General features: G+C 66.3%; 31 protein-coding genes. 21 read left to right on the forward strand and 10 right to left on the reverse strand.

Annotated elements, in window-relative coordinates:
• Positions 1–62 precede the first annotated feature (62 nt).
• Positions 63–1,193 carry an NAD(P)/FAD-dependent oxidoreductase gene (locus AC3WS4_RS11335; RefSeq protein ID WP_492738671.1) on the forward strand — a complete coding sequence of 377 codons (1,131 nt, stop codon included), beginning with the start codon at positions 63–65 and terminating at the stop codon, positions 1,191–1,193.
• A gap of 89 nt (positions 1,194–1,282) precedes the next feature.
• Positions 1,283–1,459: a YegP family protein gene (locus AC3WS4_RS11340; protein ID WP_082545046.1), complete on the forward strand. Its 177-nt coding sequence runs from the start codon at positions 1,283–1,285 to the stop codon at positions 1,457–1,459.
• A gap of 18 nt (positions 1,460–1,477) precedes the next feature.
• On the opposite strand, the gene rnhA is transcribed toward AC3WS4_RS11340, so the two are convergent.
• From rnhA to ispH, 3 genes are read right to left on the reverse strand one after another with little or no spacing between them, the layout of a single operon-like run.
• On the reverse strand, positions 1,478–1,945 hold the full coding sequence (rnhA, locus tag AC3WS4_RS11345) for a ribonuclease HI (protein ID WP_492738669.1): 468 nt from the start codon (positions 1,943–1,945) through the stop codon (positions 1,478–1,480).
• On the reverse strand, positions 1,942–2,904 hold the full coding sequence (thrB, locus tag AC3WS4_RS11350; RefSeq protein WP_492738667.1) for a homoserine kinase: 963 nt from the start codon (positions 2,902–2,904) through the stop codon (positions 1,942–1,944). Before thrB ends, rnhA begins: the two co-directional genes overlap by 4 nt.
• Positions 2,904–3,890 (reverse strand): 4-hydroxy-3-methylbut-2-enyl diphosphate reductase, encoded by a 987-nt coding sequence (ispH, locus tag AC3WS4_RS11355; RefSeq protein WP_187140682.1) that lies wholly within the window; start codon positions 3,888–3,890, stop codon positions 2,904–2,906. Before ispH ends, thrB begins: the two co-directional genes overlap by 1 nt.
• 148 nt (positions 3,891–4,038) lie before the next feature.
• Between ispH and AC3WS4_RS11360 the strand changes: the two genes are divergently transcribed.
• From AC3WS4_RS11360 to tatC, 9 genes are all read left to right on the forward strand, one after another.
• Positions 4,039–4,710 (forward strand): hypothetical protein, encoded by a 672-nt coding sequence (locus tag AC3WS4_RS11360; RefSeq protein ID WP_187140763.1) that lies wholly within the window; start codon positions 4,039–4,041, stop codon positions 4,708–4,710.
• Between the two features lie 136 nt (positions 4,711–4,846).
• On the forward strand, positions 4,847–6,574 hold the full coding sequence (gene argS, locus AC3WS4_RS11365; RefSeq protein WP_492738665.1) for an arginine--tRNA ligase: 1,728 nt from the start codon (positions 4,847–4,849) through the stop codon (positions 6,572–6,574).
• Positions 6,574–7,350 (forward strand): SPOR domain-containing protein, encoded by a 777-nt coding sequence (locus AC3WS4_RS11370; RefSeq protein WP_492738663.1) that lies wholly within the window; start codon positions 6,574–6,576, stop codon positions 7,348–7,350. Before argS ends, AC3WS4_RS11370 begins: the two co-directional genes overlap by 1 nt.
• A 95-nt stretch (positions 7,351–7,445) precedes the next feature.
• Entirely contained in the window at positions 7,446–8,453 is a 1,008-nt protein-coding gene (gene nagZ / locus AC3WS4_RS11375; RefSeq protein ID WP_492738661.1) for a beta-N-acetylhexosaminidase, read from the forward strand.
• Between the two features lie 18 nt (positions 8,454–8,471).
• Positions 8,472–9,254 (forward strand): segregation and condensation protein A, encoded by a 783-nt coding sequence (locus tag AC3WS4_RS11380; protein ID WP_056347921.1) that lies wholly within the window; start codon positions 8,472–8,474, stop codon positions 9,252–9,254.
• Positions 9,251–9,847 carry an SMC-Scp complex subunit ScpB gene (scpB, locus tag AC3WS4_RS11385; protein ID WP_056347919.1) on the forward strand — a complete coding sequence of 199 codons (597 nt, stop codon included), beginning with the start codon at positions 9,251–9,253 and terminating at the stop codon, positions 9,845–9,847. The genes AC3WS4_RS11380 and scpB overlap by 4 nt, the downstream gene beginning before the upstream one ends.
• Positions 9,848–9,893: 46 nt before the next feature.
• Positions 9,894–10,127 carry a twin-arginine translocase TatA/TatE family subunit gene (locus AC3WS4_RS11390; RefSeq protein WP_056347917.1) on the forward strand — a complete coding sequence of 78 codons (234 nt, stop codon included), beginning with the start codon at positions 9,894–9,896 and terminating at the stop codon, positions 10,125–10,127.
• Positions 10,128–10,159: 32 nt separating this feature from the next.
• Complete coding sequence (tatB, locus tag AC3WS4_RS11395; protein WP_492738658.1) at positions 10,160–10,549, forward strand: Sec-independent protein translocase protein TatB; 390 nt, start codon at positions 10,160–10,162, stop codon at positions 10,547–10,549.
• Complete coding sequence (gene tatC, locus AC3WS4_RS11400; RefSeq protein WP_056347915.1) at positions 10,546–11,352, forward strand: twin-arginine translocase subunit TatC; 807 nt, start codon at positions 10,546–10,548, stop codon at positions 11,350–11,352. The genes tatB and tatC overlap by 4 nt, the downstream gene beginning before the upstream one ends.
• Positions 11,353–11,370: 18 nt before the next feature.
• On the opposite strand, the gene AC3WS4_RS11405 is transcribed toward tatC, so the two are convergent.
• Entirely contained in the window at positions 11,371–11,499 is a 129-nt protein-coding gene (locus AC3WS4_RS11405; protein ID WP_056347913.1) for an entericidin A/B family lipoprotein, read from the reverse strand.
• A gap of 219 nt (positions 11,500–11,718) precedes the next feature.
• A complete protein-coding gene (gene mgtE / locus AC3WS4_RS11410) occupies positions 11,719–13,149 on the reverse strand; it encodes a magnesium transporter (RefSeq protein ID WP_492738655.1) in 1,431 nt (476 codons plus the stop codon).
• 169 nt (positions 13,150–13,318) lie between these two features.
• On the opposite strand from mgtE, the gene AC3WS4_RS11415 reads away from it, so the two are divergent.
• A complete protein-coding gene (locus AC3WS4_RS11415; RefSeq protein ID WP_056347909.1) occupies positions 13,319–13,771 on the forward strand; it encodes a peptidylprolyl isomerase in 453 nt (150 codons plus the stop codon).
• Positions 13,772–13,801: 30 nt separating this feature from the next.
• Here AC3WS4_RS11415 and AC3WS4_RS11420 read toward each other — a convergent pair whose 3' ends face one another.
• A complete protein-coding gene (locus AC3WS4_RS11420; protein WP_492738653.1) occupies positions 13,802–14,935 on the reverse strand; it encodes an NAD(P)H-dependent flavin oxidoreductase in 1,134 nt (377 codons plus the stop codon).
• 113 nt (positions 14,936–15,048) lie between these two features.
• Here AC3WS4_RS11420 and nadC point away from each other — a divergent pair, with 113 nt between their 5' ends.
• The 3 genes from nadC (at position 15,049) to AC3WS4_RS11435 (ending at position 16,927) form a co-directional block, all read left to right on the forward strand.
• The gene (gene nadC / locus AC3WS4_RS11425; RefSeq protein WP_492738651.1) at positions 15,049–15,894 is read left to right on the forward strand and encodes a carboxylating nicotinate-nucleotide diphosphorylase; all 846 of its coding nucleotides are present in this window, start codon (positions 15,049–15,051) and stop codon (positions 15,892–15,894) included.
• A 16-nt stretch (positions 15,895–15,910) separates the two neighbouring features.
• Complete coding sequence (locus AC3WS4_RS11430; RefSeq protein WP_492738649.1) at positions 15,911–16,600, forward strand: ribonuclease T2 family protein; 690 nt, start codon at positions 15,911–15,913, stop codon at positions 16,598–16,600.
• A 93-nt stretch (positions 16,601–16,693) separates the two neighbouring features.
• Complete coding sequence (locus tag AC3WS4_RS11435; protein WP_056347903.1) at positions 16,694–16,927, forward strand: hypothetical protein; 234 nt, start codon at positions 16,694–16,696, stop codon at positions 16,925–16,927.
• Between the two features lie 461 nt (positions 16,928–17,388).
• Here the strand turns inward: AC3WS4_RS11435 and AC3WS4_RS11440 are convergent, their stop codons facing one another.
• The gene (locus tag AC3WS4_RS11440) at positions 17,389–18,684 is read right to left on the reverse strand and encodes an MFS transporter (protein WP_492738647.1); all 1,296 of its coding nucleotides are present in this window, start codon (positions 18,682–18,684) and stop codon (positions 17,389–17,391) included.
• A 134-nt stretch (positions 18,685–18,818) separates the two neighbouring features.
• Here AC3WS4_RS11440 and pgsA point away from each other — a divergent pair, with 134 nt between their 5' ends.
• Genes pgsA through AC3WS4_RS11455 form a run of 3 tightly spaced genes read left to right on the forward strand, consistent with a single transcriptional unit; the run spans position 18,819 to position 20,090 of the window.
• A complete protein-coding gene (pgsA, locus tag AC3WS4_RS11445; RefSeq protein ID WP_056347900.1) occupies positions 18,819–19,391 on the forward strand; it encodes a CDP-diacylglycerol--glycerol-3-phosphate 3-phosphatidyltransferase in 573 nt (190 codons plus the stop codon).
• Between the two features lie 4 nt (positions 19,392–19,395).
• Complete coding sequence (locus AC3WS4_RS11450; RefSeq protein WP_492738645.1) at positions 19,396–19,653, forward strand: MoaD/ThiS family protein; 258 nt, start codon at positions 19,396–19,398, stop codon at positions 19,651–19,653.
• Positions 19,650–20,090, forward strand: a complete 441-nt coding sequence (locus tag AC3WS4_RS11455) for a molybdenum cofactor biosynthesis protein MoaE (RefSeq protein WP_492738643.1) — start codon at positions 19,650–19,652, stop codon at positions 20,088–20,090. The genes AC3WS4_RS11450 and AC3WS4_RS11455 overlap by 4 nt, the downstream gene beginning before the upstream one ends.
• 106 nt (positions 20,091–20,196) lie before the next feature.
• Here the strand turns inward: AC3WS4_RS11455 and AC3WS4_RS11460 are convergent, their stop codons facing one another.
• On the reverse strand, positions 20,197–21,102 hold the full coding sequence (locus AC3WS4_RS11460; RefSeq protein WP_056347895.1) for a hydrogen peroxide-inducible genes activator: 906 nt from the start codon (positions 21,100–21,102) through the stop codon (positions 20,197–20,199).
• 137 nt (positions 21,103–21,239) lie between these two features.
• On the opposite strand from AC3WS4_RS11460, the gene AC3WS4_RS11465 reads away from it, so the two are divergent.
• A complete protein-coding gene (locus tag AC3WS4_RS11465) occupies positions 21,240–21,707 on the forward strand; it encodes an EF-hand domain-containing protein (RefSeq protein WP_492738641.1) in 468 nt (155 codons plus the stop codon).
• 147 nt (positions 21,708–21,854) lie between these two features.
• Here the strand turns inward: AC3WS4_RS11465 and trmFO are convergent, their stop codons facing one another.
• The gene (trmFO, locus tag AC3WS4_RS11470; protein WP_492738638.1) at positions 21,855–23,201 is read right to left on the reverse strand and encodes a methylenetetrahydrofolate--tRNA-(uracil(54)-C(5))-methyltransferase (FADH(2)-oxidizing) TrmFO; all 1,347 of its coding nucleotides are present in this window, start codon (positions 23,199–23,201) and stop codon (positions 21,855–21,857) included.
• Positions 23,202–23,278: 77 nt separating this feature from the next.
• On the opposite strand from trmFO, the gene AC3WS4_RS11475 reads away from it, so the two are divergent.
• Positions 23,279–23,965: a lysoplasmalogenase gene (locus AC3WS4_RS11475; protein ID WP_492738636.1), complete on the forward strand. Its 687-nt coding sequence runs from the start codon at positions 23,279–23,281 to the stop codon at positions 23,963–23,965.
• Between the two features lie 109 nt (positions 23,966–24,074).
• Positions 24,075–24,773, forward strand: a complete 699-nt coding sequence (locus AC3WS4_RS11480; protein WP_492738634.1) for an SDR family oxidoreductase — start codon at positions 24,075–24,077, stop codon at positions 24,771–24,773.
• Positions 24,774–24,817: 44 nt separating this feature from the next.
• Here AC3WS4_RS11480 and AC3WS4_RS11485 read toward each other — a convergent pair whose 3' ends face one another.
• Positions 24,818–25,660 carry a TauD/TfdA dioxygenase family protein gene (locus AC3WS4_RS11485; RefSeq protein ID WP_492738632.1) on the reverse strand — a complete coding sequence of 281 codons (843 nt, stop codon included), beginning with the start codon at positions 25,658–25,660 and terminating at the stop codon, positions 24,818–24,820.
• Positions 25,661–25,814: the final 154 nt, after the last annotated feature.

Raw genomic sequence — 25,814 nt, forward strand, 5'->3', positions numbered from 1 at the left:
AGTAACCATGTCGAGCGCCGCGCATGCTTGCATTCCGGGACCCAGAAGATATGCGGCGGGGCATGAACAGCGCTCTCCCTTCCGACATCGACGTCCTGATCGTCGGCGCTGGGATCGCGGGCGCCAGCCTCGCCGCCGGGCTCGCGTTGCATCGGCGTGTGCTGATGATTGAAGCAGAGGATGTACCTGGATATCATGCGACGGGCCGCTCGGCGGCTTTTTGGCAGGAAAGCTATGGCGGAACCGGCGTCCAGCCGCTGACGGCGGCGTCCTTCGAAGCGCTCGCCCACCCGCATCCCGATTTTTCGGATCGCCCCTTCCTCTTGCCGCGCACAGCGGTGATGATCGGGCGTCGCGACGAGGCCGCGGCAGTCGATGCCTTTGTCGCCGCGTTCGAGGCGCAGGGTGTCGCGGTGTCGCGCCTGTCGGCCGCCGCGCTTGCCGATCATATCCCCGGGCTTCGCCCCGACTGGAGCGAGGCGGCGTTCGAGCCGTCATGCCGGGACATCGACGTTGGCGGCTTGCATGCCGCCTATCTGCGCGCGGCGAAGCGGGCAGGAGCACTGCTGTCGGTGCGCACGCCGCTCGTTTCGGCGCACCGCGAACAAGGCGGCTGGAGGGTGGAAACCGGCCAGGGCACAATCCGCGCCGCGCTGATCGTCAACGCCGCGGGCGCCTGGGCCGACGCGGTCGCCCGTGCTTGCGACGTCGCGCCGGTCGGTATCCGTCCCTATCGCCGCACGATCGCGCAGGTCCGGCTCGGGGTTCCTACACCCGCCGCGCTGCCGCTGATCGGGCATGTCGGTGGTGATTTTTATTTCAAGGGCGAGGGCGAGGGGCGCATCTGGCTGAGCCCGCACGACGAGACGCCGAGCGATCCCTGCGACGCCGCGCCCGAGGAACTCGACGTCGCTCTGGCGATCGACCGGCTTCAGGCGGTCGTCGATTGGCCGATCGCGGCGGTCGAGCGCAAATGGGCCGGACTGCGCAGCTTTGCGCCCGACCGGCTCGCGGTCCTTGGTCCCGACCCCGACGTGCCGGGTTTTGTCTGGTGCGCGGGGCAGGGCGGTTTCGGCATCCAGACCGCGCCCGCGATCGCGGGTCTGCTCGCCTGGCAGCTTGGCGCGCCCGCGCCTGACGGCGCGATCGCGCGCGTCGACCCATCGCCTTATGCGCGGGCACGCTTCGCCTGATATCTCAACGGCACGCTTGCGCACGGCAATCGCCGGGCTAACATGGGTTAGCCGCACGGACCGGCGGCTGTATCTTTGGAGAACCCCCGATGGCCCATTATTTCGAGATCAAGAAGAACAAGGCCGGCGAGTTTGTCGCCTATTTCAAATATAACAGCGAAACGATGTTCTGGACCGAGGGCTATTCGAGCAAGGCGTCCGCGGTGAACGCCATCGAATCGATCAAGAAGAACGGTCCGGGCGCCGAGACCAAAGAAGCCGAATAAGCGATCGGGCGCGGGCGTTCAGCGCGCCCGCGCCTTTCGCATGATGTCCAGCGCGGCGTCGCTGGCGAGCTGGTCGGCGAGTTCGTTGTCGGGGTGCCCGGAATGGCCCTTGACCCACAGCCACTCGATCTGGTGGCGCGCCGCCTCGGCGACCAGTCGCTGCCACAGATCGGCATTGGCGACCGGCTTTTTCGCCGCGGTCTTCCAGCCGTTTTTCTGCCAGCCGAAGACCCATTTGGTAATACCGTCGCGAACATAGACGCTGTCGGTTGACAGCTCGACGTTGCACCGCCGTTTGAGCGCCGCCAGCGCCTCGATCGCCGCCATCATTTCCATGCGGTTGTTCGTCGTATCGGGTTCGCCGCCCGACAGGGTCTTCACCACGTCGCCCCAGCGCAGCACCGCCCCCCAGCCGCCCGGGCCGGGGTTGCCCTTGCACGCGCCGTCGGTCGCGACGATCACCGTTTTGCCCACCGCCTCGGTCATGCGGCGGCGAAGAGGCTGTCGGCGTCGGCAGCCTGATAGCGGCGCAGCCGTTCGAGGAACGGCGAGGGATCCTTGCGCGTCACCAGCGCATCGGCGGGGGTATGCACCCAGTCGTGCGCGCGGGTGAGCAGGAAGCGCAGCGATGCGCCGCGGGCGAGGAGGGGCAGCGCCGCCTGTTCCGTATCGCTGAGCGTGATCGCGCCGGCATAGCCGCGCATCAGCGCCTTGGCGCGGGCCGCGTCGCACCGCGTGCCGTCAGCCGAAAAGGTCCAGCTCGCATGGGTGACCGCGACGTCATAAGCGCGGAAATCGGTCGCGGCGAAATAGAAGTCGATCAGCCCGGTGACGCGGTCGCCGAGCATCAGCACATTATCGGGAAACAGATCGGCATGGATGACATGCGCCGGCAAATCGGTCGGCCAGTGCGCGTCGAGATAGTCGAGTTCATCGCCGACGATCGCGGCGAGGCCGGGGCGCACCGCATCGAGGTCACCGGTTGCCTCGGCGATGGCGCGCCAGTGACGATGCCCCATGCTGTTTTCGCGTCCGCCCGCATAGTTCGCCAAGGCGCCATGCATGCCGCCCAGTGCCGCACCCGCCGAAGCGCACTGTCCCGGTGTCGGATGGTTCAGCGAAATGCCGGGCAGGAACTGGATGATGCAGGCGGCGCGATCCGAGATGCGCTGGATCGCAAGGCCGTCGCGGTCGCGGATCATCGGCGGCACCGCGCAGCCGCTGGCGGCGAGATGAGCGAGCAGGTCGACGAAGAAGGGCAGTTCTTCGACCTTCACCCGCTTTTCATAGAGGGTCAGGATGAACCGCCCGGCGGTGGTTTCGAGCAGGAAATTGCTGTTTTCGACGCCCTCGGCGATCCCTTTGCACGACAGGACGGTGCCGATGTCGTAGCGGGCGACGAGCGCGGCGAGATCGTCGGGGTCGACCCCGGTATAGACCGCCATCAGGCCGCTGCCGGCTCGAGGCCACGCGGCAGCTTGAACACCATATTCTCTTCGGCGGTTACCACTACATCTTCGATGATCGGGCGGTGTGCCGCGACCGCGTCGATGACCTCGCGCACCAGTTGCTCGGGCGCGCTGGCGCCGGCGGTGATGCCGAGCGTGCCGATATCGGCCAGCCATGCGGGGTCGATGTCGCCGCCGCGCTGGACGAGATGCGCGGGCGTGCCCATGCGTTCGGCGACCTCGACCAGTCGCACGCTGTTCGAGCTGTTGGGCGCACCGATCACGATCATGCGGTCGCAGCGGCCGGCGATCGCCTTCACCGCTTCCTGCCGGTTCGACGTCGCATAACATATATCTTCGCCGCGCGGTCCTGCGATCGCGGGAAAGCGGTGCTGGAGCGCCGTGATGATGTCGCGGGTGTCGTCGACCGAGAGGGTTGTCTGGGTCAGGAAGGACAGCATTTCGGGATCGGGCGGCGACAGCGCGGCAACATCGTCGACCGATTCGACCAGGGTCATGGCCCCCTCGGGCAATTGCCCCAGCGTCCCGATCACCTCGGGGTGGCCGGCATGGCCGACGAAAATGATGTGGCGGCCGCTTTCATACGCGCGTTCGGCCTGGCGATGGACTTTCGACACCAGGGGGCAGGTCGCGTCGATGTAATCGAGTCCGCGTGCCTCGGCCTTGGCGGGGACCGCCTTGGGCACGCCATGGGCGCTGAACACGACTGGCACGCCGTCGGGAACCTGTTCGAGCGATTCGACGAAAATCGCGCCCTTGGCCTTAAGCGTATCGACGACATAGCGGTTATGGACGATCTCATGCCGCACATAGACGGGCGCGCCATAGCGATCGATCGCCAGTTCGACGATGCGGATCGCGCGGTCGACCCCGGCGCAAAAACCGCGCGGCGCGGCGATCAAAACCGTCAGTTCTGCCGCTTCGCTGCCATTTGCGGCGGGTATATTACGGGGTGCGTTCATCTCGCGGGCGCTCTAGCGCAGCGGCCGCGGTGCGGTAAAGCAACTTCGCACCGTTGCGCCCCGTTCATCGCCCCGATAAGAAGCGGCGCGCATGGAGCAGGGATCAATCGCCCTCGTCGCCCCAGCCAAGTGGAAAGCCTTGACCATCATGATGCCCATTTCGTCCCCGTCGCGTAAATTTCTGGCTGTGCTGTGTGGCACGGCGGCCATGGCGACGGTCGCGGGCTGCGCGAAGGACAATGAGCTGGACCTGTCGGGCGGCGTCGGCATCACCGCGACGCGGTCGGCCTGCCCCGCGGTGGCGGTTCCGCTCCAGACCGGCGACGTCACGCTGTTCGACCCGGCGACCAGCCGCGATGCGGCGGCGATCGACGTCGTGGCGACGATCACCAACCTGACACCCCAGTGCAACGACACCGGCGAGAAGGTCTATCAGCTCGCCAGTTTCGATGTCGTCGCGACGCGTCGCGACGCCGGCCCGGCGCGTTCGGTGACCATCCCCTATTTCTCGACCGTCGTGCAGGGCGGCACCGCCGTCGTCGCCAAGCGGATCGGTGCGGTGACCGTCAGCTTCGCCGACGGCCAGACCCGCGGCACCGGTCGCGGCCAGGCGTCGGCCTATGTCGACCGCGCGGCGGCGACGTTGCCCGCCGACATCATGGAACGCATCACGCGTAAGCGCAAAGCGGGCGACCAGGATGCCGCGATCGATCCGCTGAGCATCCCCGAGGTCCGCGCCGCCGTCGCGCGCGCCAGCTTCGAACTGCTCGTCGGCTTTCAGCTGACGCAGGACCAGCTCGAATATAACGTCCGACGATAAGCATCGCGACGGCGCCGTTTCGCGCCGTTCGCTTCGGTTCGCCCTGCGGCGCCATCGGGCGACGCAGGGCTTTTCGCGTTGCCCAAGCTGCTATAGGGCGCGCGCCAGCAGCTTTGTTCAAAGATAGGCCATGCCCGTGACCCTGTTTAGCCGTTTTTCCGCCCATATCGGCACCGCCCTCGATGCGCTGGTAGCGCGCGGCGCGCTTCCTGACGGGCTCGATCGTTCGTCGATCAGCGTCGAACCGCCGCGCGACCCCTCGCACGGCGATGTCGCGACCAACGCCGCGATGGTGCTCGCCAAGCCCGCGGGCATGAACCCGCGGGCGCTCGCCGACCTGCTCGTCGCCGAACTCGGCGCGCTCGACGAAGTGACCGAGGCGAGTGTCGCCGGACCGGGCTTTATCAACCTGCGTCTCGCCGACGACAGCTGGCGCGCCGAACTCGCGCTGATCCACGCCAGCGGCGATGATTATGGCCGCTCGGCGATGGGGAAGGGGCGCACGGTCAACGTCGAATATGTCTCCGCCAATCCGACCGGGCCGATGCACGTCGGCCATTGCCGCGGCGCGGTCGTCGGCGACGCGCTCGCCGCGCTGCTCGAATATGTCGGGCATGACGTCATCCGCGAATATTATGTCAACGACGCGGGAGCGCAGGTCGACGTGCTCGCGCGGTCGGTGCACCTGCGGTACCGCGAGGCGCTCGGCGATGATGTCGGCGCGGTGCCCGAGGGGCTTTATCCCGGCGATTATCTGATCCCCGTCGCACAGAAGCTGGCCACCGAATATGGCGACCGCTTCGTCGGTGCGCCCGAAAGCGCATGGCTTGGGCTGTTCCGTGCCGAGGCAGTCAGCGCGATGATGGACATGATCCGCGCTGACCTTGCCAAGCTGGGCATCCATCACAATCTCTTCTCGTCCGAGGCCGAGCTGCAGGCGGCGGGCAAGCCGGCAGACGCCGAAAAATGGCTGCGCGATCACGACCTCGTCTATGACGGCGTGCTCGAAGCGCCGAAGGGCGAAACGCCCGAAGATTGGGAGCCGATCGAACTGCCGCTGTTCCGCTCGACGCGGTTCGGCGACGATCAGGATCGGCCGATCAAGAAATCGGACGGCAGCTGGACCTATTTCGGCGCCGATCTCGCCTATCATTTCCAGAAGGCCGAGACTGCCGACGAACTGATCGACATCTGGGGCGCCGACCATGCCGGTACGGTCAAGCGGATCAAGGCCGCGGTCGCCGCGATGACCGAGGGCAAGAAGAAGTTCGACGTCAAGCTGGTGCAGATGGTCCGCCTGCTCAAGAACGGCGAGCCGTTCAAGATGTCGAAGCGCGCGGGCAATTTCGTCACGCTCGCCGATATCGTCGACGAGGTCGGCAAGGACGCGGTGCGTTTCACCATGCTCACGCGCAAGGCCGACGCGCAGATGGACTTCGACTTCGCGAAGGTCGTCGAGGCATCGCGCGACAACCCGGTCTTCTATGTCCAATACGCCCACGCGCGGATCGCGTCGTTGAAGCGCAAGGTTGCCGAAGCGGGAATCGCGGCGGCACAGCCGAACCCCGCGCGGCTCGACGAGCAGGAACTGGGACTGGTGAAATTGCTCGCGCAATATCCGCGAATCGTCGAATCGGCGGCGGCGGCGCGCGAGCCGCATCGGATCGCTTTTTATCTGGGCGACGTCGCCGCAGCCTTCCACGCCTGGTGGAATATGGGCAACGACCGGCCCGAGGCGCGTGTGATCATCGCCGACGACGCCGAATTGACCGCGACCCGCCTTTATTTGGCCGATGGAATCGGGCAGGTTATCCGGGGCGGGCTCCACCTGATGGGTGTGGAAGCGCTCGAGGAGATGCATTGATGGCGGGCGACAGCGACAAGGGGCAGGGCGAAGCCGGACTGGGGCTGGGCGACGAGGATCGTCTGCCCTGGCTCGAAGCGGCCGACGAGTTCGAGGATGACGGTGAAGTTTCGCCGACCCGGCTGCTCGTCATGGTGCTCGGCGGCCTGTTGCTGATCGGCGCGGTTCTCGGAGGCCTCTGGTGGATCCAGAATGGCGGGGCGCGCGGTGAGGGCGAACTGATCGTCGCGCAAAAGGGCGACTACAAGGTCGCGCCGAAGAATGACGCCGCCAAGACCTTCGAGGGCGAGGGCGACGCGAGTTTCGCCGCGAGCGAGGGCGCCGAGCCGTCGGGCAAGGTTGATGCCTCGCGTATGCCTGAGGAACCCGCCGCCAGCCCCGCCGAACGCGAAGCCGCTTCCAAGGCCGCGAAGAAAGCCGAGGCCGACAAGATCGCAGCCGCCAAAGCGGCGCGCACCGTCACCGACAAAGACAAGGGCAAACCCGCTGCGACCTCGGCGAAGACCGCCGAACCGGCCAAGGCGGCACCGGCGGCTTCGGGATCGGCGATGATCCAGCTCGGCGCGTTCAGCAGCGAGGCGGCCGCGGCCAAGGCCTGGACAAACCTGTCCAAACGCTTTGCCTATCTGTCCGAGCTTTCCAAGTCGGTGTCGCCGGCGACGGTCGACAGCGGCCAGGTCTATCGCCTGCGCGCGGTCGCCGGGACGGCGGCCAACGCCCAGAGCCTGTGCGGAAAATTGCGCGTGGCGGGTGAAAATTGCGTCGTCGTCCGCTGATTCGCCCCGCTTGGCCGCAGCGGACTTTGGTTCGATATAGGGGCTGTGCCATGCACGCGCCTGAGGGGGTGCCGACCGATGGAGGTTGACGCACGATGATACCCGCGATTTTCGGCCTGTCGGGCCACAGCCTCACCGACGACGAGCGCGCCTTCTTTCGCGACAGCGACCCGGCGGGCTATATATTGTTCGGGCGCAATATCGATAATCGTCAGCAATTGCGTAGGCTTACCGACGAATTGCGCGATCTCGACGGGCGCGAAAACCTGCCGATCCTGATCGACCAGGAGGGCGGTCGCGTTGCGCGCATGAAATCGCCCGAATGGCCGGCTTTCCCGAGCGGGGCGGCGTTCGACGCGCTGTACGAACGCGCGCCGGCGAGCGCGATCGAAGCGGCGCGGCTCAACGCGATGGCGCTCGCATCGATGCTGTCCGAAGTCGGTATTACGGTCGATTGCCTGCCTTTGCTCGACGTGCGCCAGCCCGGCGCGAGCGATGTCATCGGCGACCGCGCGCTCGGCAGCGAACCGATGCGCGTTGCCGCGCTCGGCCGCGCGATCCTGAGCGGGCTGCAGGACGGCGGCGTCGTCGGCATCGTCAAGCATATCCCCGGCCATGGCCGCGCGCTGCTCGATTCGCACAAGGAACTGCCGGTGGTCACCGCGCTCGACCGCGACCTCCAGACCGACCTTGCCCCCTTCGCGGCGCTGCGCGACGCGGCGATGGCGATGACCTGCCATGTCGTCTTCACCGCCTGGGACCCCGACCGGCCCGCGACGATGTCGCCGGTCGTCATCGACAGCGTGATCCGCCAGCGCATCGGTTTCCACGGGCTGCTGATGAGCGACGATCTCGACATGGAGGCGCTCTCGGGCGACGTTCCTTCGCGCGCGGCGGCGGCGGTCGCGGCGGGCTGCGACATCGCGCTCAATTGCTGGGGTAAGATGGACGACATGATCGGCATCGCGCGCGCGCTCGACCCGATCAGCACCGTTTCGCGGGCGCGGCTGGAAGGCGCGATGGACCGCATCGCGGGCACCCACGACGAACGCCAGTTCGCGCTGCTGGTCGACCAGCGCGACGCGCTGCTGGCGCTGGCGTGATGAGGGCCTGATCCGCCGATGGAGGAACTGCCGCTCGACTATGATGTGGCGCCCGCGGCCGAGCGTGAGGATGCGCTCCAGCTGTCGCTCGACAGTTGGGAAGGCCCGCTCGACCTGCTGCTCACGCTGGCGCGCAGCCAGAAGGTCGACCTCCGGCAAATCTCGATTCTCGCGCTGGTCGAGCAATATCTGACCTTCATCACCGAAATGCGCGCCAAGCTGGAGGTCGCCGCCGACTATCTGGTGATGGCGGCGTGGCTCGCTTACCTCAAATCGGCGCTGCTGCTTCCCAAGGATCCGCTGGAGGATCCGTCGCCGGACGAGCTGGCCCTGCGCCTGCAACTGCGGCTCCAGCGGCTGGCCGCGATGCGCGAAGCGGCGGCGCGCCTGCTCGCGCGCGATCGCGTCGGGCGCGACGTGTTCCTGCGCGCCAAGCCCGAGGGACTGCGTGACGTAAGGTTGCGCCGCTGGGATGCGAGCCTCTACGACCTGCTGTCGGCCTATGGGCAGGTGAAGCTGCGTACCGAGCCGGTGGTCCATATCGTGTCGCGGCGCCCTGTCATCACGCTCGACGCGGCGTTGCACCATCTTGGACGGCTGATTGGGGTCAAGCTCGACTGGGCCGAACTCGCCGATTTCCTGCCGCCCGACTATGACGGCCCCTTGCGCCGCTCGGCGATCGCGTCCAGCTTCGTCGCGGCGCTCGAACTGGCGCGGCAGGGCCGCGTCGACCTGAAGCAGGAGGGGGCCTTCGAACCGCTGTATCTGAGGGCTGCCCAGATAGGACAACAACCGACATGACGATCGACGACCGCGAACGTGCGATAGAGGCGATGCTGTTCGCCAGCGACGAACCGCTCGACGCACGGCAAGTCGCGGCGCGCTTTGCCGAGGAAATCCCGGTGGCCGACGTCAAGGCGGTGATCCATGCGATCGCCGCGCGCCACGCGGGAAGCGGCATCGAACTCGTCGAGCGCGGCGGTCACTGGCATTTCCAGACCCCTGCCGATCTGGCGCATTTGCTCCGCCGCGAACGCGACGACCCGCGCAAATTGTCGCGCGCCGCGTCCGAGGTGCTCGCCATCGTGGCGTACCACGAACCGGTCAGCCGCGCCGAAATCGAAGCAATTCGCGGTGTCCAGACGTCGAAGGGCACGCTCGACGTGCTGATGGAGGCCGAGTGGATCGCGCCGGCGGGCCGGCGCGAAGTTCCGGGGCGCCCGCTCATCTACAAGACCACCGACGCATTTTTGCAGCATTTCGGACTTAGCAGCCGCAAGGATTTGCCGGGCATCGAAGATCTGCGCGCGGCGGGTCTGCTCGATCCGGTCGATCTCGCTTTCGAGGAAGCGATGGGCGAACTGGACCTAGTAAAAGACGGCGAAGACGCCTAATTAGGACATCAACAGACGCTCGGGTCGGGCGCAAAGGAGATTTTTCATGGGCGGATTCAGCCTGATTCACTGGCTTATCCTCGGTGTCATCGTGCTGCTCTTGTTCGGCAAGGGCCGTTTTTCCGACATGATGGGCGACGTGGCCAAAGGATTGAAAAGCTTCAAGAAGGGCATGGCAGACGACGATACGCCGGCCCCGCCGATGAAGCACATCGAAGGGCAGCGCACGCCCGAAGCCACCCCGATGCCGACGCCGACCAGCGAACAGGACAAGCTCTGATCGCCGACCGCCGGCTGGGGGAAGTTTAGTAGATGTTCGACGTCGCGCCCACCGAGTTATTGCTCGTCGTGGTGGTGGCCTTGGTGGTCATCGGCCCCAAGGACCTGCCCAAGGCGATGCGCTTCGTCGGCAAATGGGTCGGCAAGGCGCGCGGCATGGCGCGTCATTTTCGTTCGGGTCTCGACACGATGATGCGCGAGGCCGAACTCGAGGAACTTGAGAAGAAGTGGCGCGAGCAGAATGAAGCCATCATGCGCGAATTTCCGCGCGTCGATGGCGATGGCGCCCCGTCCATGATTTCGGCGGCGAGTGTCCCCGCCGAAACGCCATCCGAGCAATCGAGCGCGGAGGCTGATCAGGCTGCCGCCGCGCAGCCCGCCGAGACCCATGCCATCCCGCCGAAGGATGGCCCGCTTCCATGAGCGTCGAAACCCCGGTGACGGCGGAAGAGGAGGGCGCCGGCGGCAAGATGCCCTTGCTCGATCATCTGGTCGAGTTGCGCTCGCGGTTGCTCAAGTCGCTCGCGGCGCTGGCTGCCGCTTTCGCGGTCTGCCTCTATTTCGCCAAGCCGATCTATAGCGTGCTGGTGCAGCCGCTGGTCGCAGCCGGGCAGGGCAAACTCATCTATACCCAACTCGGCGAGGCATTTTTCGTCGAGATCAAGGTCGCGCTGTTCGCCGCCGTGATGATCGCCTTTCCGGTGATCGCCAACCAGCTCTGGAAATTTGTGGCGCCGGGGCTTTATCGGCAGGAAAAGCGGGCCTTGCTGCCTTTCCTGATCGCGACGCCGATCCTGTTCGCGGCAGGGGCCTGTCTCGCCTATTTCATCACCATCCCGGTGGCACTGAAGTTCCTGCTTGGTTTTCAGGGCAATATGGGCGGGATCACCCAGGAAGCCCTTCCCTCGGCGGGCAATTACCTCAGTTTCATCATGCAGTTCATCATGGCGTTCGGTATCGCCTTCCTGCTTCCGATCCTGTTGATGCTGCTTGAGCGCTCGAGCATCGTGACACGCGCCCAACTGGTTTCGGCGCGCCGCTACATGATCGTTGGCGCCTTCTTCATCGCGGCGATCTTCACGCCGCCCGACGCGGTCAGCCAGTTGTTGCTCGCGGTCCCGCTGGTGTTGCTTTACGAGCTGTCGCTACTCGCGATCTGGTTTACCCAGCGCCGACGCAAAACAGGCGCCGAAACGGCGCCTGTCGAACCTCTCGAAGAGGTTTAGGGTAAGGACTCGACGGGATCAGTGAATCGCGTCGCTTCCCGCCTGACCAACCGACTCGATATCGCGGCCGACACCTTTCACGGTGTTGCAGCCAGCGACCAGAAAGCTGGCAAGCAAAGCGGCAAGAACGATACGGACATTCGACATGATCAGAACCTCGTGAAATCTGCGTGCAAAATGGCCCGGCGCGCTTCGAGGGGGGGGAGGGAATACGCACCGGGCCAATGTTGCTGAGCAGCGCTGCGGGGGGGCGATGACCGCTGCTCATATGGGAAACTGCCAAGGCGGTGGATAAGTTCCCGAAAAAAATGCGGACGGGGAAATTTTTTTCGATTCTTTTGAATCGCTTGCGATTCCAGCGCTTTGTCAGTTCAGGCTGGTAAGCCCGCTGGCCACCGCGAGGCCGAGGAAGGCCAGAAAGCCCATGGAATCGGTCGTCATGGTGACGAAAACCGAACTCGCGACTGCCGGATCCTGATCGAGCCGGTCGAGCAACAGCGGGATCGCGACCCCGGCGACGCCGGCGACGAAGATGTTCACGATCATCGCGGCGGCGATGACGCCGCCGAGCTGGGGATTGCCGAACCACAGCGCGGTCGCCGTCCCTGCGATCAGTGCGATGGTGCCGCCGTTGAGCAGCGCGATCTTCACCTCGCGGAGTACTGCGCGCCAGCTGTTCGAATCGGTCAGCTGGTTCATCGCGAGCGCGCGCACCGTCACCGCCAGCGTCTGCGTTCCGGCGTTGCCGCCGACCCCGGCGACGATCGGCATCAGTGCCGCGAGCGCGACCATATGTTCGATCGCGCCGCCGAAGAAGCCGACGATCGACGAGGCGACGAGCGCGGTGCCGAGATTGGCGACCAGCCAGCGCACGCGCGCCACATAGGTTTCGCGGATCGGTTCGTTGATGTCGCCGTCGCCGGCGCCCGACAGGCGCAAAATATCCTCGCCCGCCTCTTCCTGGATGATATGGACGACATCGTCGACGGTGATCATGCCGACCAGCCGCCCCGAACGGTCGATGACCGCCGCCGAGATCAGCGCATATTTCTGGAAGCGCAGCGCGACCTCTTCCTGGTCCATGTCGACCGGGATCAACGTCTGCTCGCGTTTCATTACGTCGCTGATCGCAATCTCGCGCGGGGTGCGCAAAATCCAGCTGAGCTGGCAAGTGCCGACGGGTTTGTGCATCGGATCGACGACGAAGATTTCCCAGAAATCGCTCGTCAGGTCGGTATCCTCGCGCAGCCGGTCGATGACATCGCCGACCGTGACATGCTCGGCCACCGCAACGAACTCGCGCTGCATCAGGCGGCCGGCGCTCTCTTCCGGGAAGGACAGCGCGTCCTTGATCGCCGCCCGGTCCTCGGGCTCCATCGCGTCGAGGACGGCCTGCTGGTCGTCCGCCTCCATGTCCTCGATGATCGCGACGGCGTCGTCGGTATCCATCTCGGACGCCAGTTCGGCGACTTGCTCCGGCGCGAGCAGGTCGATCAGCTCCTCGCGCACATAATCGTTCATTTCCGCCAGCACGTCGGCGGATAGAAGGTCACCCAAGACGGCGGCGAGCATCGGCCGCTCGTCGGCGCGCGCGAGTTCGAACAGATCGGCGATGTCGGCAGGATGCAGGCGGCCGATGCGCTCGCGCGCCGCTTCGGCTTCGCCGACCTCGGCGAGTTCGATGACGTCGCGGACGAATTCTGGTTTCAGCCGGTCATCCTCGTCGAGCTCGGTTTCGGGCAGGGCGGTATCGACCAGCACATCGTCGGGGGGCAGGGAGTCTTCGCGTTTATCCATCGCGCGGTCCTCCCTTACCTATGCCGGAAAACCCGGCTGCGAACCGGTCTTCCCCCTAGTCCCGGCCCGCCGCGAAGGCAACGACGTGCGCGATGATCGGCAAAATTTGCGTGGCATCTGCGCCGCCCTTGGCTATGGGACCGCCAATCCCGCTTCACAGGAGTTTTTCATGACCGAACAGACCCTCACCCTGTCGCTGTCGACCGGCGATGTCGTCATCCGCCTGCGCCCCGACCTCGCGCCGTTGCACGTCGAGCGCATCAGCCAGCTCGCCGGCGAAGGCTTTTACGACGACGTCGTCTTCCACCGCGTGATCCCCGGCTTCATGGCGCAGGGCGGTGATCCGACCGGCACCGGCATGGGCGGCAGCAAGCTTCCCGACCTGCCGCAGGAATTCAATGCCGAGCCGCATGTTCGCGGCGTGTGCTCGATGGCGCGTTCGCAGAACCCGAACAGCGCGAACAGCCAGTTCTTCATCTGCTTCGACGACGCGCGTTTCCTCGACAAGCAGTACACCGTCTGGGGTGAAGTGATCGAAGGCATGGAAAATGTCGACGCGCTGCCCAAGGGCGAGCCGCCGCGCGAGCCCGGCAAGATCGTCAAGGCGACCGTCAGCGAATAAAGGAAAATCCCCGCTTCGGCGGGGATTTTTTTAGTCGCCGATAAAGCCGTTCAGCCGTTCGCAGGCGGCGATCCAATCCTCTTTGAATTCCTGCACCACCTGCCCGGCGCCCATCGCCTCGTTCATCAGCCCGACCCCCTGACCGACCCAATAGGTGGCGAGATGCTTCGCACCCTCATGACCGCCTTCGGACAATTTATCGACTTTGCGCAGCGCCGGTTCGCTGACCAGTGACTGGAGCGGCATCGGGAGCGGTTTCGGCGCGCCTTCGGCTTCCCATGCGTCGGTCCAGGGCGAACGGAGCTGGCGCGAGGGTTTGCCGGTGCGGCTTTTCGAGCGGACCGTGTCGCGCGACGAGGCGGCGAGCATCTTCTCCTTCACCACCGGATTGGTCTCGGCCTCGGCGGTGGTCAGCCACACCGAGCCGGTCCAGGCGCCATGCGCGCCCATCGCCATCGCGGCGGCCATCTGGCGCCCGGTGACGATGCCGCCCGCGGCGAGGATCGGGGTGTTCGCGCCGACCGCCTCGACCGCGGCGGCGACTTCGGGGACGAGCACCATCGTCGCGACTTCGCCGCAATGGCCGCCGGCTTCGCCGCCCGCGACGACGAGGATGTCGACCCCGGCGCGGACCTGCGCCAGCGCATGGTCGCGGGTGCCGACGAGCGCGGCGACGGGGACGTTGTTACGCTTGCCGAGTTCGAGCATCAGCGGCGGCGGCACGCCGAGCGCGTTGGCGATCAGGGCGATCGGGTGGCGGAAGGCGACTTCGAGCAGCGCGGCAGCGCCGGCATCGGACATATTGTCGCCGAGGCTGGTACGTGCGGCGCCGGGCAGCGACAGGTCGCTGTCATCGACGCCATGCTTTTGCAGCAGCCCCGAAATGAAGGCTTTGTGCTCGTCCGGGATCGGTGGCAGCGCGGCTTTTTCCTCGCCCTTGCCGGCGAAACTGTTCGGAACGATCAGGTCGACGCCATAGGGGCGCCCGCCGATATGCTCGTCGATCCACGCCAGTTCCTCCTCGAGCCGTTCGGGCGGGAGCGAGGCAGCGCCGAAGACGCCCATGCCGCCCGCCTTCGACACCGCGACCACGACGTCGCGGCAGTGCGAGAAGGCGAGGAGGGGGAATTCGATGCCGAGCATCGCGCAAATGGGGGATAGCATCAGGTCTCTCCAGCTTGTCTATTTTGTCGATCTTCACGCATATCGCCCATGTCAGCGCTAGTTTACGTAAACGTCAAGTTGATTTGCGCGGGCGCCGCTTTATCGCGGACGGCATGAGCGATTTTTCCCTGCCCGGCTTCGATCTCGACGCCTTCGTCCGCGCCACTTTCGCCGAAGATCTGGGCGAAGGCGGCGATATCACGTCGCTGGCGGTGATCCCCGCCGATGCGCGCTTCAGCGGGGTGATGGACAGCCGCGATGCGATCATCGTCGCCGGGCTGCCGATCGCCGAAGCTTTTTTTCGCGCGCTCGATCCGGCGATGGAGATCGAGATACTGGTCGAAGAAGGCGCGCGCGTGCCCGCCGGGACCGACCTGATGCGGCTGTCGGGCAACGCGCGGGCGATGCTCACCGCCGAACGCTCGGCGCTGAACACCGTGCAGCATCTGTCGGGCATCGCGACGCTGACGCGCGACTATGTCGATGCGCTGGACGGCAAGGCGACGCTGCTCGACACGCGCAAGACGATCCCCGGGCTGCGCGTGCTGGAGAAATATGCGACGCGGATGGGCGGCGCGACCAACCATCGCATGGGATTGTGGGACGCCGCGATGATCAAGGACAATCATGTCGCGGTCGCGGGATCGGTCGAGGCGGCGGTGCGCCGCGCGGTCGACGCGGGAATCGCGAACATCATCGTCGAGGTCGACCGGGTCGACCAGGTCGAACCCGCGCTGAGCGCGGGGGCGACGCACCTGTTGCTCGACAATATGGACCTCGCCGCCTTGCGCGAATCGGTCGCCATCGTCGCGGGCCGGGTGCCGGTCGAGGCATCGGGCGGAGTGCGGCTCGACACGATCCGCGGCATCGGGGCGACGGGGGTGACCTATGTCTCGGTCGGGCGGCTGACCCAGTCGGCGCCGGCGGCCGACATCGGGCTCGATTTTGCGCTGGCCTAGGGCTGCCGCGGCGCTGTTGGCGCTCGCGCCCACTGTCGCTTTGGCGCAGGCGCCATCGTGCGTCGCCCCCGACCGCACGATCATCCCGCGCCTCGAACAGCCGAAGCGCGGCGAGCCGGTCCGCAATCCGCCGATCGCGGGTTACCTCTTGAGCCTGAGCTGGTCGCCCGAGCATTGCGCGGGGGTGCGCAATGCGAAGGACGCGCGCGACCGGTTCCAATGTTCGGGCGAGAACGGCCGGTTCGGCTGGGTGCTGCACGGCCTCTGGCCCGAGGCGGCGACCCCCGGCTATCCACAATGGTGCCGCCCGGCGAAGATCGTGCCGCAGCCGGTGCTGCGCCGCCATATGTGCATGACGCCGTCGGCGCAGCTGTTGCAGCATGAATGGGCGAAGCATGGCACCTGCATGAGCCCCGATCCGGCCTCCTATTTCCGCGCCGCCGAGATATTGTTCCGCACCGTGAACTTTCCCGACATGACGGCGCTGGCGGCGCGGCCGCAGACCGCGGGGTCGATCCGTCAGGCGTTCGTCGCGCGCAATGGCGGCATAAGGCCCGAGATGCTGGCGGTCGCGACCGACCGCGACGGTTGGCTGTCCGAGGTGCGCTATTGCCTCGGCCCGCGCATGAAGCCGCAGCGCTGCTTGCCGTTCCAGCGCGGGCTGGCGGACAAGCGGGTGGTGAAGGTGCGGCCGATGCCGCGTTAACGGTTGCTGTGCCGCGCGTCCCCGGGCGGGACAGGCCGGCGTTAACGATTTTTTAACCTTACCGACTCGTTAACCCCGCATTAGCTTGGGGGCATGAACGAATTCGACCCCGAACTGCGTATCGACATCCGCGACCGCCTGCGTTCGCATGGTCGCCGGCAACTGGTCATCGCCCGCATGAGCGCGCCGGCCGATTGGGAAGGCGCGCTGCGTTACGATCTCGCGCAGCACCGGCGTCCGCAGCCGGTGGTCGGGTCGACCGACCTCAAGCTGTTCCTGCAGAGTTTCGCGATCTTTTTTACCGCGACGATGATGTTTTTGATCTGAGGCGCGGGAAGCGACCAAATGCTGTCGTTCCCGTCGCCATTTTGGGGCGCTAAAAGCTGACACTGGAGACGATCGATGAATGAGCCGAGCGGATGTCAGCGATGTGGCCATCTTATCGGGTATCATTGGGACGGCGACGGCGAGATGTCGTGTACGGTTAAAGACTGCGGATGTCGCGAATATCTCGATCCAGACCATCCTTCACCCTCAAGGCCAGCGGACGACGGCGACCGTTAATGACCGATTGCGGAAATGAATCCTCCCTGCGGCGCAGCCGTGGGGAGGGGGACCGCCGCGCAGCGGTGGTGGAGGGGCGGCGGCCTTGCGCCAGCCTTTGACGGCGTCGGCCCCTCCGTCAGCGCTTCGCGCTGCCACCTCCCCATCGCTGCGCGACAGGGAGGATCGGCAAAGTCCGCTTCCCACCCCTAAGCCGACCTTTACAGCGCACCGACAGTTTGCCTTCAGTCGCACGCCCGGTGGAGCTTGACCGCCAGCCACGCGGAGATCAGGCACATCACCGCGCTCATCAGCAGCTGATCGACGACGCCGACGCCGGCGAAGCCCAGCCCGATCGCGAGCAGCGAGCCCGCGACCATCGCGCCCGAGTTGACGATATTGTTGGCCGCGACGGTGCGCGCGGTCTGATCCTTGGGGACCGTGGTGGTCAGAAAGGCGTAGAGCGGGACGACGAACATGCCGCCGCTGATCGCGATGCCGAGCAGGCTGGCGAGGAGCGGGATGACGTCGGCGTGCGCGAGCAGGCCGGACACGCCGTACATGACCCCCGCCGGGTCCTGTTCCCAGTTGCGGCACACCCAATAGAAACAGAGGACGAAGCCGCCCATCACGACCACGCTGGCGGGGCTGTATTTCGCCGAGACCTGGCCCTTGAGCAGCCGGTTGACCGCGACCGAGCCGATCGCGATGCCGATCGAGAAGACCGCGAGGAACAGGCTGGCGACGCTTTTGTCGGCGTGGAGGATGTTTTTCACCAGCGGCGGGAACTGGATGAACAGCACCGCGCCGATCGTCCAGAAGAAGCTGATCGAGAGGATCGCGAGATAGAGGCGCGGGATGTGCATCGTGCCGCTGACGAGCGTTTTCGACGAGCGGATGATGTGCCAGTCGATGCCATGTTCTTCATGTTCGGGCGGGGCCGGCGGCACCTGGCGCGAGGTGATATAGCCGAGCGCGGCGACGAGCACGACGCCGAGCGCGGCCCATTCGACGTCGATCACCCCGGCGAGGATCGTGCCGGCGAGGATCGCGATATAGGTCCCCGCCTCGACCAGCCCGGTGCCGGCGAGCACTTCGTCGCTTTTCAGATGTTGCGGCAGGATCGCATATTTGATCGGGCCGAAGAAGGTCGAGTGGACCCCCATCGCGAACAGCGCGAGCATCATCAGCGGGATGGCCAGCAATTCGATGCCCCAGCCCATCCAGGCGAGCACCAGCCCGGTGCCGCCGACGATCATGATGATGATCTCGCAGAATTTGACGATGCGGATGATCCGCGCCTTGTCGCGCGTGTCGGCGAGTTGCCCCGCGAGCGCCGAAAGCAGGAAGAAGGGCAGGATGAACACCGCGGTCGCGACCGCGCTGAACAGGGTTTCCTGCGTCTCGTCGTTGTAGACGCCATAGACGACGAACAGCACCATGGCATTCTTGAACAGATTGTCGTTGAACGCGCCGAGCAGCTGGGTGACGAAGAGGGGCAGGAACCGGCGTTGCTTCAACAGCGCAAAGGTGCCGGTCATATATTGGTCCATCCCGTCAAAATTCGTCCGACCGCCTCGGGCCTTACAGGCATTATGGTTGTCGCCCGGCGGGCTTATCGGCTAGGGACAGCAGGGTCAAAGCCAAAAGGCCGCGCGAGCGGGAAACAGGGGTCATGCTCAGCCTTCCGAATATCCTGACGCTGTCGCGTATATTGGCGGTGCCCATCCTGCTCTTCCTGTTGTGGCCGGGGGTGGTCGAAGGGTCGATGCAGCCGAAGCCGATCGATTATGCGCTCGCCTTCGTCCTCTATTGCCTGATGGGCATTACCGATTATTTTGACGGCTATGTTGCACGCTCGCGCGGGATCGTGTCGCGGCTGGGCGCCTTCCTCGATCCGATCGCCGACAAGATCATGATCGCGGCGGTGATCCTGCTGCTCGTCTTCACGCGCGACATCACCGGCTATCATGTCATCGCCGCGCTGATGATCCTGTTGCGCGAGATCATCGTGTCGGGGCTGCGCGAATTCCTCGCGACGCTGCAGGTGTCGATGCCGGTGACCCAACTCGCCAAATGGAAGACGACGTTCCAGCTCGTCGCCTTCGGGGCGCTGATCCTCGCCGGCGCATTGCCCGCGATGGTCTGGATCAAGGCGGTCGGCCTCGCCTCTTTGTGGGGCGCCGCGGTGCTGACGCTGATCACCGGCTGGGATTATCTGCGCGTCGGCCTGAAGCATATGGATTGAGCGCATGGCGCTGACACTGAGCTATTTCGCCTGGGTGCGGGAGCGGATGGGGATCGCCGACGAGGCGGTCGCGCTTCCCGACGACGTGCACACGGTCGCCGACCTGATCGCCTGGCTCGCCGCGCGCGACGATGCGGGGGCGCTGGCCTTTGCCGAACCGGCGCGAATCCGCGCTGCGATCGACGGGCATATGGCCGGTCCCGGCGCCGTGGTGCCGCGCGGCGGCGAGGTCGCGCTGTTTCCGCCGGTGACCGGCGGATGATCCGTGTCGCGGTCCAGCCCGCGGCGATCGACGTCGCCGCTGAACTGGCCGCGCATGATGCCGGCGGGCACGGCGCGAGCGCAAGCTTTGTCGGCCGGGTGCGTGGCGACGGCGGGCTGACCGAGCTGTTCCTCGACCATCATCCGGTGCTGACCGTGACGGGCCTGGAGGAGTTGGCGACCGAGGCGACAAAGCGTTGGGGGATTTCGGCGCTGACCTTGATCCACCGCGTCGCCGGCATGGCACCGGGCGAGACGATCGTGCTGGTGCTGGCGAGCAGCCCGCATCGCGGCGAGGCGCTGGCGGCGGTCGAGTTTCTGATCGACCGGTTGAAGACCGATGTGATGCTGTGGAAGCGCGAGACGTTCGGCGACGGGCGGGCGGCATGGGTCGAGCAGCGCGGCAGCGATCATAAGCGTGCCGAGCGGTGGGATTAGGAACCCGTCATTGCGAGGAGCGAAGCGACGCGGCAATCCAGAGTTGCGTAACCCGCCCTGGATTGCTTCGCTTCGCTCGCAATGACGGAGTATTTGGTTGGGGCGCTCACCCCGCCTTATGCTGCCTGAAAATCTCGGCGAGCATCTGAAACTCCTCGGCCCTTGGGCTGCCCTTGCGCCAGACCAGCGCGATCGTCCGCCAGTCGTGATCCGAATCGAGCGGGCGGGTGTCGATGTCGGTGTGGTCGAGGATGCCGGCCTCGATCGCCATCTGCGGCAGCATGGTGATGCCGAGGCCGTTGTCGACCATCTGGACCAGCGTGTGCAACGAGGTGCCCATCATCCGCGCGCCGGCGCGCAGTTCGGGGCGGTTGCACGCCGCGAGCGCATGGTCCTTCAGGCAATGGCCGTCCTCGAGCATCAGCATCTGCGCCGGGTCGATCTGGTCGGCGCTGACCATCGCGGGAAGATCCTCCGACTGGTCGCCGGGGAAAGCGACGAACAAAGCGTCGTCGAACAGCGCCTCGCTCTCGACGTCGCCGCACGCATAGGGGAGGGCGAGCAGGACGCAGTCGACGGCGCCGTGGTGGAGCGATTCGCACGCCTGCGCGCTCGGTTCCTCACGCAGGAAGAGCTTGAGCGCGGGGCGGGTCTTGCGCAGCAGGCGCAGCATGCCCGGGAGCAGGAAGGGCGCGATCGTCGGGATGACGCTCATCCGCAGTTCGCCGACGAGCGGCGCGGCGGCGGCGGCCGCCATGTCCGCCAGTTCCTCGGCCTCGCGCAGCACGCGGTGCGCCTTGGCGACGATCGCGTTGCCGAGGGTGGTGAAGCGGACGACGCGGCGGGTGCGCTCGACGAGGGTCTGGCCTAGCAAAGTCTCGAGTTCGCGGATGCCCGCCGACAGCGTCGACTGGGTGACGTTGCACGCGTCGGCGGCGCGGCCGAAATGGCCATGCTCGTGCAGCGCGACCAGATACTGCATCTGTTTCAGTGAGGGCAGGTAATTTTGCATTGATCGAATATAGCAATCATCCCGCCGGATTTGAACAGGTCATTCGATCATGGCTTTGGTCCGATCCGCGCGGCATCCGGTTGCTCGCGGCGGCCGGTCCATGATAGCCTTGGCTCTTCGGGCGAGGGGGATGGGCAATGGCGGTTTCGCGGTTCCTGATCGGCGGTATCGCCAGCGCGCTGTTGCTCAGCGGCGGCGTCTTCATCTGGAAGGGCTATAGCCAGATCGCCGAGGAGGCGGTGATCCCCGACGCGCCGCCCGATCCGGGGCCGATCCCGGTGGCGGGCGCGGGGACGCCGAAACGCGGCGCGGCGCCGCCAGAGCTTCCCGCCGCCAAGGACGCGTCGCGCGAGGAGCGGCGCTTCAACCGCTATGATCGCGATCGCAACGAAGTGGTCAGCCGGGTCGAAATGATGTCGACGCGCACCGCGGCGTTCCGCAAGCTCGACAAGGACGGCAACAATCTGCTGACCTTCGAGGAATGGGCGGCGGCGACCGGCGAACGCTTCGCGGGGGCGGACAAGGACAAGTCGGGCGGGCTGAGCCGCGCCGAGTTCGCGACGACCGCGCCGAAAAGGGCGGTGGTGGCGAAGTGCAAATGCTGAGGTGATGATCCTCCCTGTGGCCGCAGGCCATGGGGAGGTGGCGGCGCGAAGCGCTGACGGAGGGGCTTTGGCGCTACCGTCGCTGCCCCTCCACCACGCCCTGCGGGCGCGGTCCCCCTCCCCATGGCTTCGCCAAGGGGAGGATCTTTACGCCGCGACTCCCTCGGCGACTTTCATCCACTCCGCCAAAGCCGCACCCGCGCGCTGGGTATAGCCCAGTTTGCGGTCCTTCTTGCGGACATCCTCGGCGAGCGGCGGGAACAGGCCGAAGTTGACGTTCATCGGCTGGTAGCTTGCCGCATCCGCGCCGCCGGTGATGTGGCCGAGCAGCGCGCCGAGCGCGGTTTCAGGCGGCGGCGGCGGAAGCGTGCGGCCGCCAAGCTCGGCGGCGGCGAACCGCGCGGCGACGAGGCCGATCGCGGCGCTTTCGACATAGCCTTCGCAGCCGGTGATCTGGCCCGCGAAGCGGATGTGCGGCGCCGATTTGAGGCGGAGCTGATGGTCGAGCAGTTCGGGCGAGCGGATGAAACTGTTGCGGTGGAGGCCGCCGAGGCGCGCGAATTCGGCCTTTTCGAGGCCGGGGATGGTGCGGAACAGCTCGACCTGGGCGGCGTGCTTCAGCTTGGTCTGGAAGCCGACCATGTTCCAGAGCGTGCCGAGCGCATTGTCCTGGCGCAGCTGGACGACGGCATAGGGCCAGCGCCCGGTGCGCGGATTGTCGAGGCCGACGCCCTTCATCGGGCCGAAGCGCAGGGTTTCGGGGCCGCGTTCGGCCATGACCTCGATCGGCATGCAGCCTTCGAAATAGGGGGTGTTCGATTCCCACTCCTTGAATTCGGTCTTGTCGCCGTCGACGAGTCCCTGGACGAAGGCGTGATACTGGTCCTTGTCCATCGGGCAGTTGATATAGTCCTTGCCGTCGCCGATCGGGCCGACCTTGTCCCAGCGGCTCGCCATCCAGGCCACGTCCATGTCGACACTGTCGCGGTAGACGATCGGGGCGATGGCGTCGAAAAAGGCGAGGGCATCCTTGCCGGTCGCGGTGCCGATGCTATCGGCGAGCGCGGCGCCAGTCAGCGGGCCGGTGGCGACGATGGTGAGGCCTTCGGTGGGCAGCGTGTCGATGCGTTCGCGGACGATGGCGATGTTGGGGTGCTGCGACAGCGCCTGTGTCACGCCGCCCGAGAAAAGGTCACGGTCGACGGCGAGGGCGGAGCCGGCGGGGACCTTGTGGACGTCGGCTTCGCGCATGATGATCGAGCCGAGGCTGCGCATCTCGCGGTGAAGCAGGCCGACCGCGTTGCTGTCGCCGTCGTCGCTGCGAAAGCTGTTCGAGCACACCATCTCGGCCAGCGTGTCGCCCTGATGCGCCGGGGTCATGTCGCCGCCGCCGCGCATTTCGGACAGCCGGACGCGATAGCCGGCCTCGGCGAGCTGCCAGGCGGCTTCGGAGCCGGCGAGGCCGCCGCCGATGATGTGGATGTCGTGCGCCACTCTTTACCCTAATCGTTGACTTGCAGTTGGTGCGCCGCGCAGTAGGCGTCTTGGGCACAAGATGCAAAGGGGGCGGTATGTCGGGTGACGGCGGTTGGGATCGGGCGCGGTGGCTGTGGGGCGCGGCGCTGATCGGCGGCGTAAGCTTTTTCTGGGCGGTGCTGCAGCATCAGGACGGGCCGGCGATCTGGGCGTGGAAGACGTCGGGGGTCGCGCTGCTCGCGCTGTGGGCCGCCGCCAATGCGCGGAGCACCGACGGCTGGCTGATCGCGGCGGCGCTTGGTTTCGGAGCGCTCGGGGATTATCTGCTCGACGCGCTGGGAATGTTGCAGGGCGCGGCAGCGTTCGCGACCGGGCATCTGATCGCGATCGCGCTGTACCTGCGCAACCGGCGGCCGAGCCTGTCGGGATCGCAACGGCTGCTCGTCTGGGCGACGGTGCCGCTCGCGCTGGTGATCGCCTGGGGCCTGACGCACGCGGCCGAGACGGGGCAGATGATCGCGGCGATGGCCTATACCGGCGGGGTCGCGGTGATGGCGGCGACCGCCTGGGCGAGCCGGTTCCCGCGCTATCGCACCGGGATCGGCGCGATGATCTTCCTGGCCAGCGACCTGTTCATCTTTGCCGGCGAAGGCGGAACCTTGTCGAGGTCGGTGACGATGTGGCTCGTCTGGCCGCTCTATTTCGCCGGGCAGGCGCTGATCGCGTGGGGTGTGGTCAGCACGCTGTCGCGCGAAAGCCATGCCGGGCGGGTGACCGCCTGAAAGACCAGAGGTCCTGAAAGACAGCGGGTCGCGCCCGTCGCCGTTGATCCTTGCCGCGCGCCTCCATAGAGCTTAGCATGCTAATGATTGGTGGCACGCGGGAGGGCATATGACGGGCTTTGACGGGCTGGCGGGACAGCATGTGCTGGTCGTCGGAGGCAGTTCGGGGATCGGGCAGGCGGTCGCCGCGATGGCGGCGCGGCACGGCGCGTCGGTCACGATCGCCGGGCGCGATGCGGCCAGACTGGCCGAGGCGGTGGCGACGGTCGGGGGAGAAGGCGCGGCGCTGGATATGCTCGACGAGGCCGCGGTCGAGGCGTTTTTCGCCAGCCGCGAACCGTTCGATCATGTCATCGTCACCGCCGCGCAGCTCCGGTCGGGGCCGATCCGCGACCTGCCGCTGGCGGACGCGAAAGCGACGTTCGATTCGAAATTCTGGGGCAGCTATGTGATCGCCAGACACGCGAAAATTGCCGACGGCGGTTCGCTGACGCTGACGTCGGGAGCGGGCGGACGTCGACCGCGTGCCGGCCGGGCGGCGGTGGCCGCCGCGACCGTCGCGGTCGAGGCGCTGACCCGGGTGCTGGCAAGCGAGTTCGCGCCGGTTCGCGTCAATTGCGTTTCGCCGGGGCTGGTCGACACGCCGCTGTTGCGATCGGTCCGTCCGGCTTCGAGCCCGCCGCCGCCGCAACCGGTCGCGCGGGTCGCCAGCCCCGAAGAGATCGCCTTCCAGATTCTGGCCTGCGCCCTGAACCCGTTCATGACCGGTGCGATCGTCGATGTGGACGGCGGGCTGGCGCTGAGCTGAGTCGGACTTCGCCGCGAAATGCCGGGGAGAGGCGCGAGGTTTCTCTAACCGTCCCATGCCGCGATCGTCGTGCGGTGCAACAGCCGGTCGTGGCCATCGTAACCGCCGGTCGCGCGGTGGAGGACCGATCGATTGTCCCACATGACGAGCATGTCGGGTTCCCATGCGTGGGAATAGCGAAACTCCTCGCGCCCCTGCCACTGGATCAGTTCGTAGAGCAGCGGCAGGCCCTCGCTATCGTCGAGCCCGTCGAAGCCGATGATATAACCCGCGCAGCCAAACAGGCCCTTGCGGCCGGTTTCGGGATGGTCGCGGACGAAGGGATGGCGCTGCGTTTCGAGCGCCTCGTCGCCCGAGCGGATATCCATGCTGCGATCCTTGTCCTTCGCACCGTACATGCCCGAAGGGGCGTAGCCGGCGCGGGCGCTGTGGATCGCCTGCAGGCCTTCGACGCGCGCACGCATCTCGGCGGGCATCGCGTCGAGCGCGGCATGTTGGTTCGCAAATTCGGTGTTGCCGCCGACCGGGGGGATGGTGATGCCGAACAGGCAGGTTCCCGCCGGTGGCCGCGCCTGGAAGCTCCAGTCGCTGTGCCAGTTTTCGGCGAACAGCGGCGCGGTCTCGTCGGCGCGCCGCCTGACCGCGATGACATGGTCGCGGCCGGGGATCGGCTTGATGAAGGGATCGTCGCCGAAACCGCCGAAATATCGGGTGAAGCGCTCAAGATCGTCGTCGCCCAGCTTCTGGTCGGGGAAGGCGAGGACATGATGGTCGAGCCAGGCCGCGCGGATGTCCGCGACGGTATCGGCGGCGAGCGGCCGGGTCAGATCGACGCCGGTGACGCGGGCGCCGCAGGACTGACCGCTGGGGGTGATGGTGAGGGTCATGGCGCGATGCTGCTCCGATTGCGACGCGGGGTCAATCGGGCGCGGCAAACCGCCCTGAAAGCTGGCCGAGCCGATGCGAATGGAGCCTTTGCGCAACCGCAGTTCAGCCGGGCGCCATCTTCGCAGCCCTAATTTGATCCGCGGGGACCAAGAC

Source organism: Sphingopyxis sp. EU05-FHT14B03 (genome assembly GCF_058790875.1).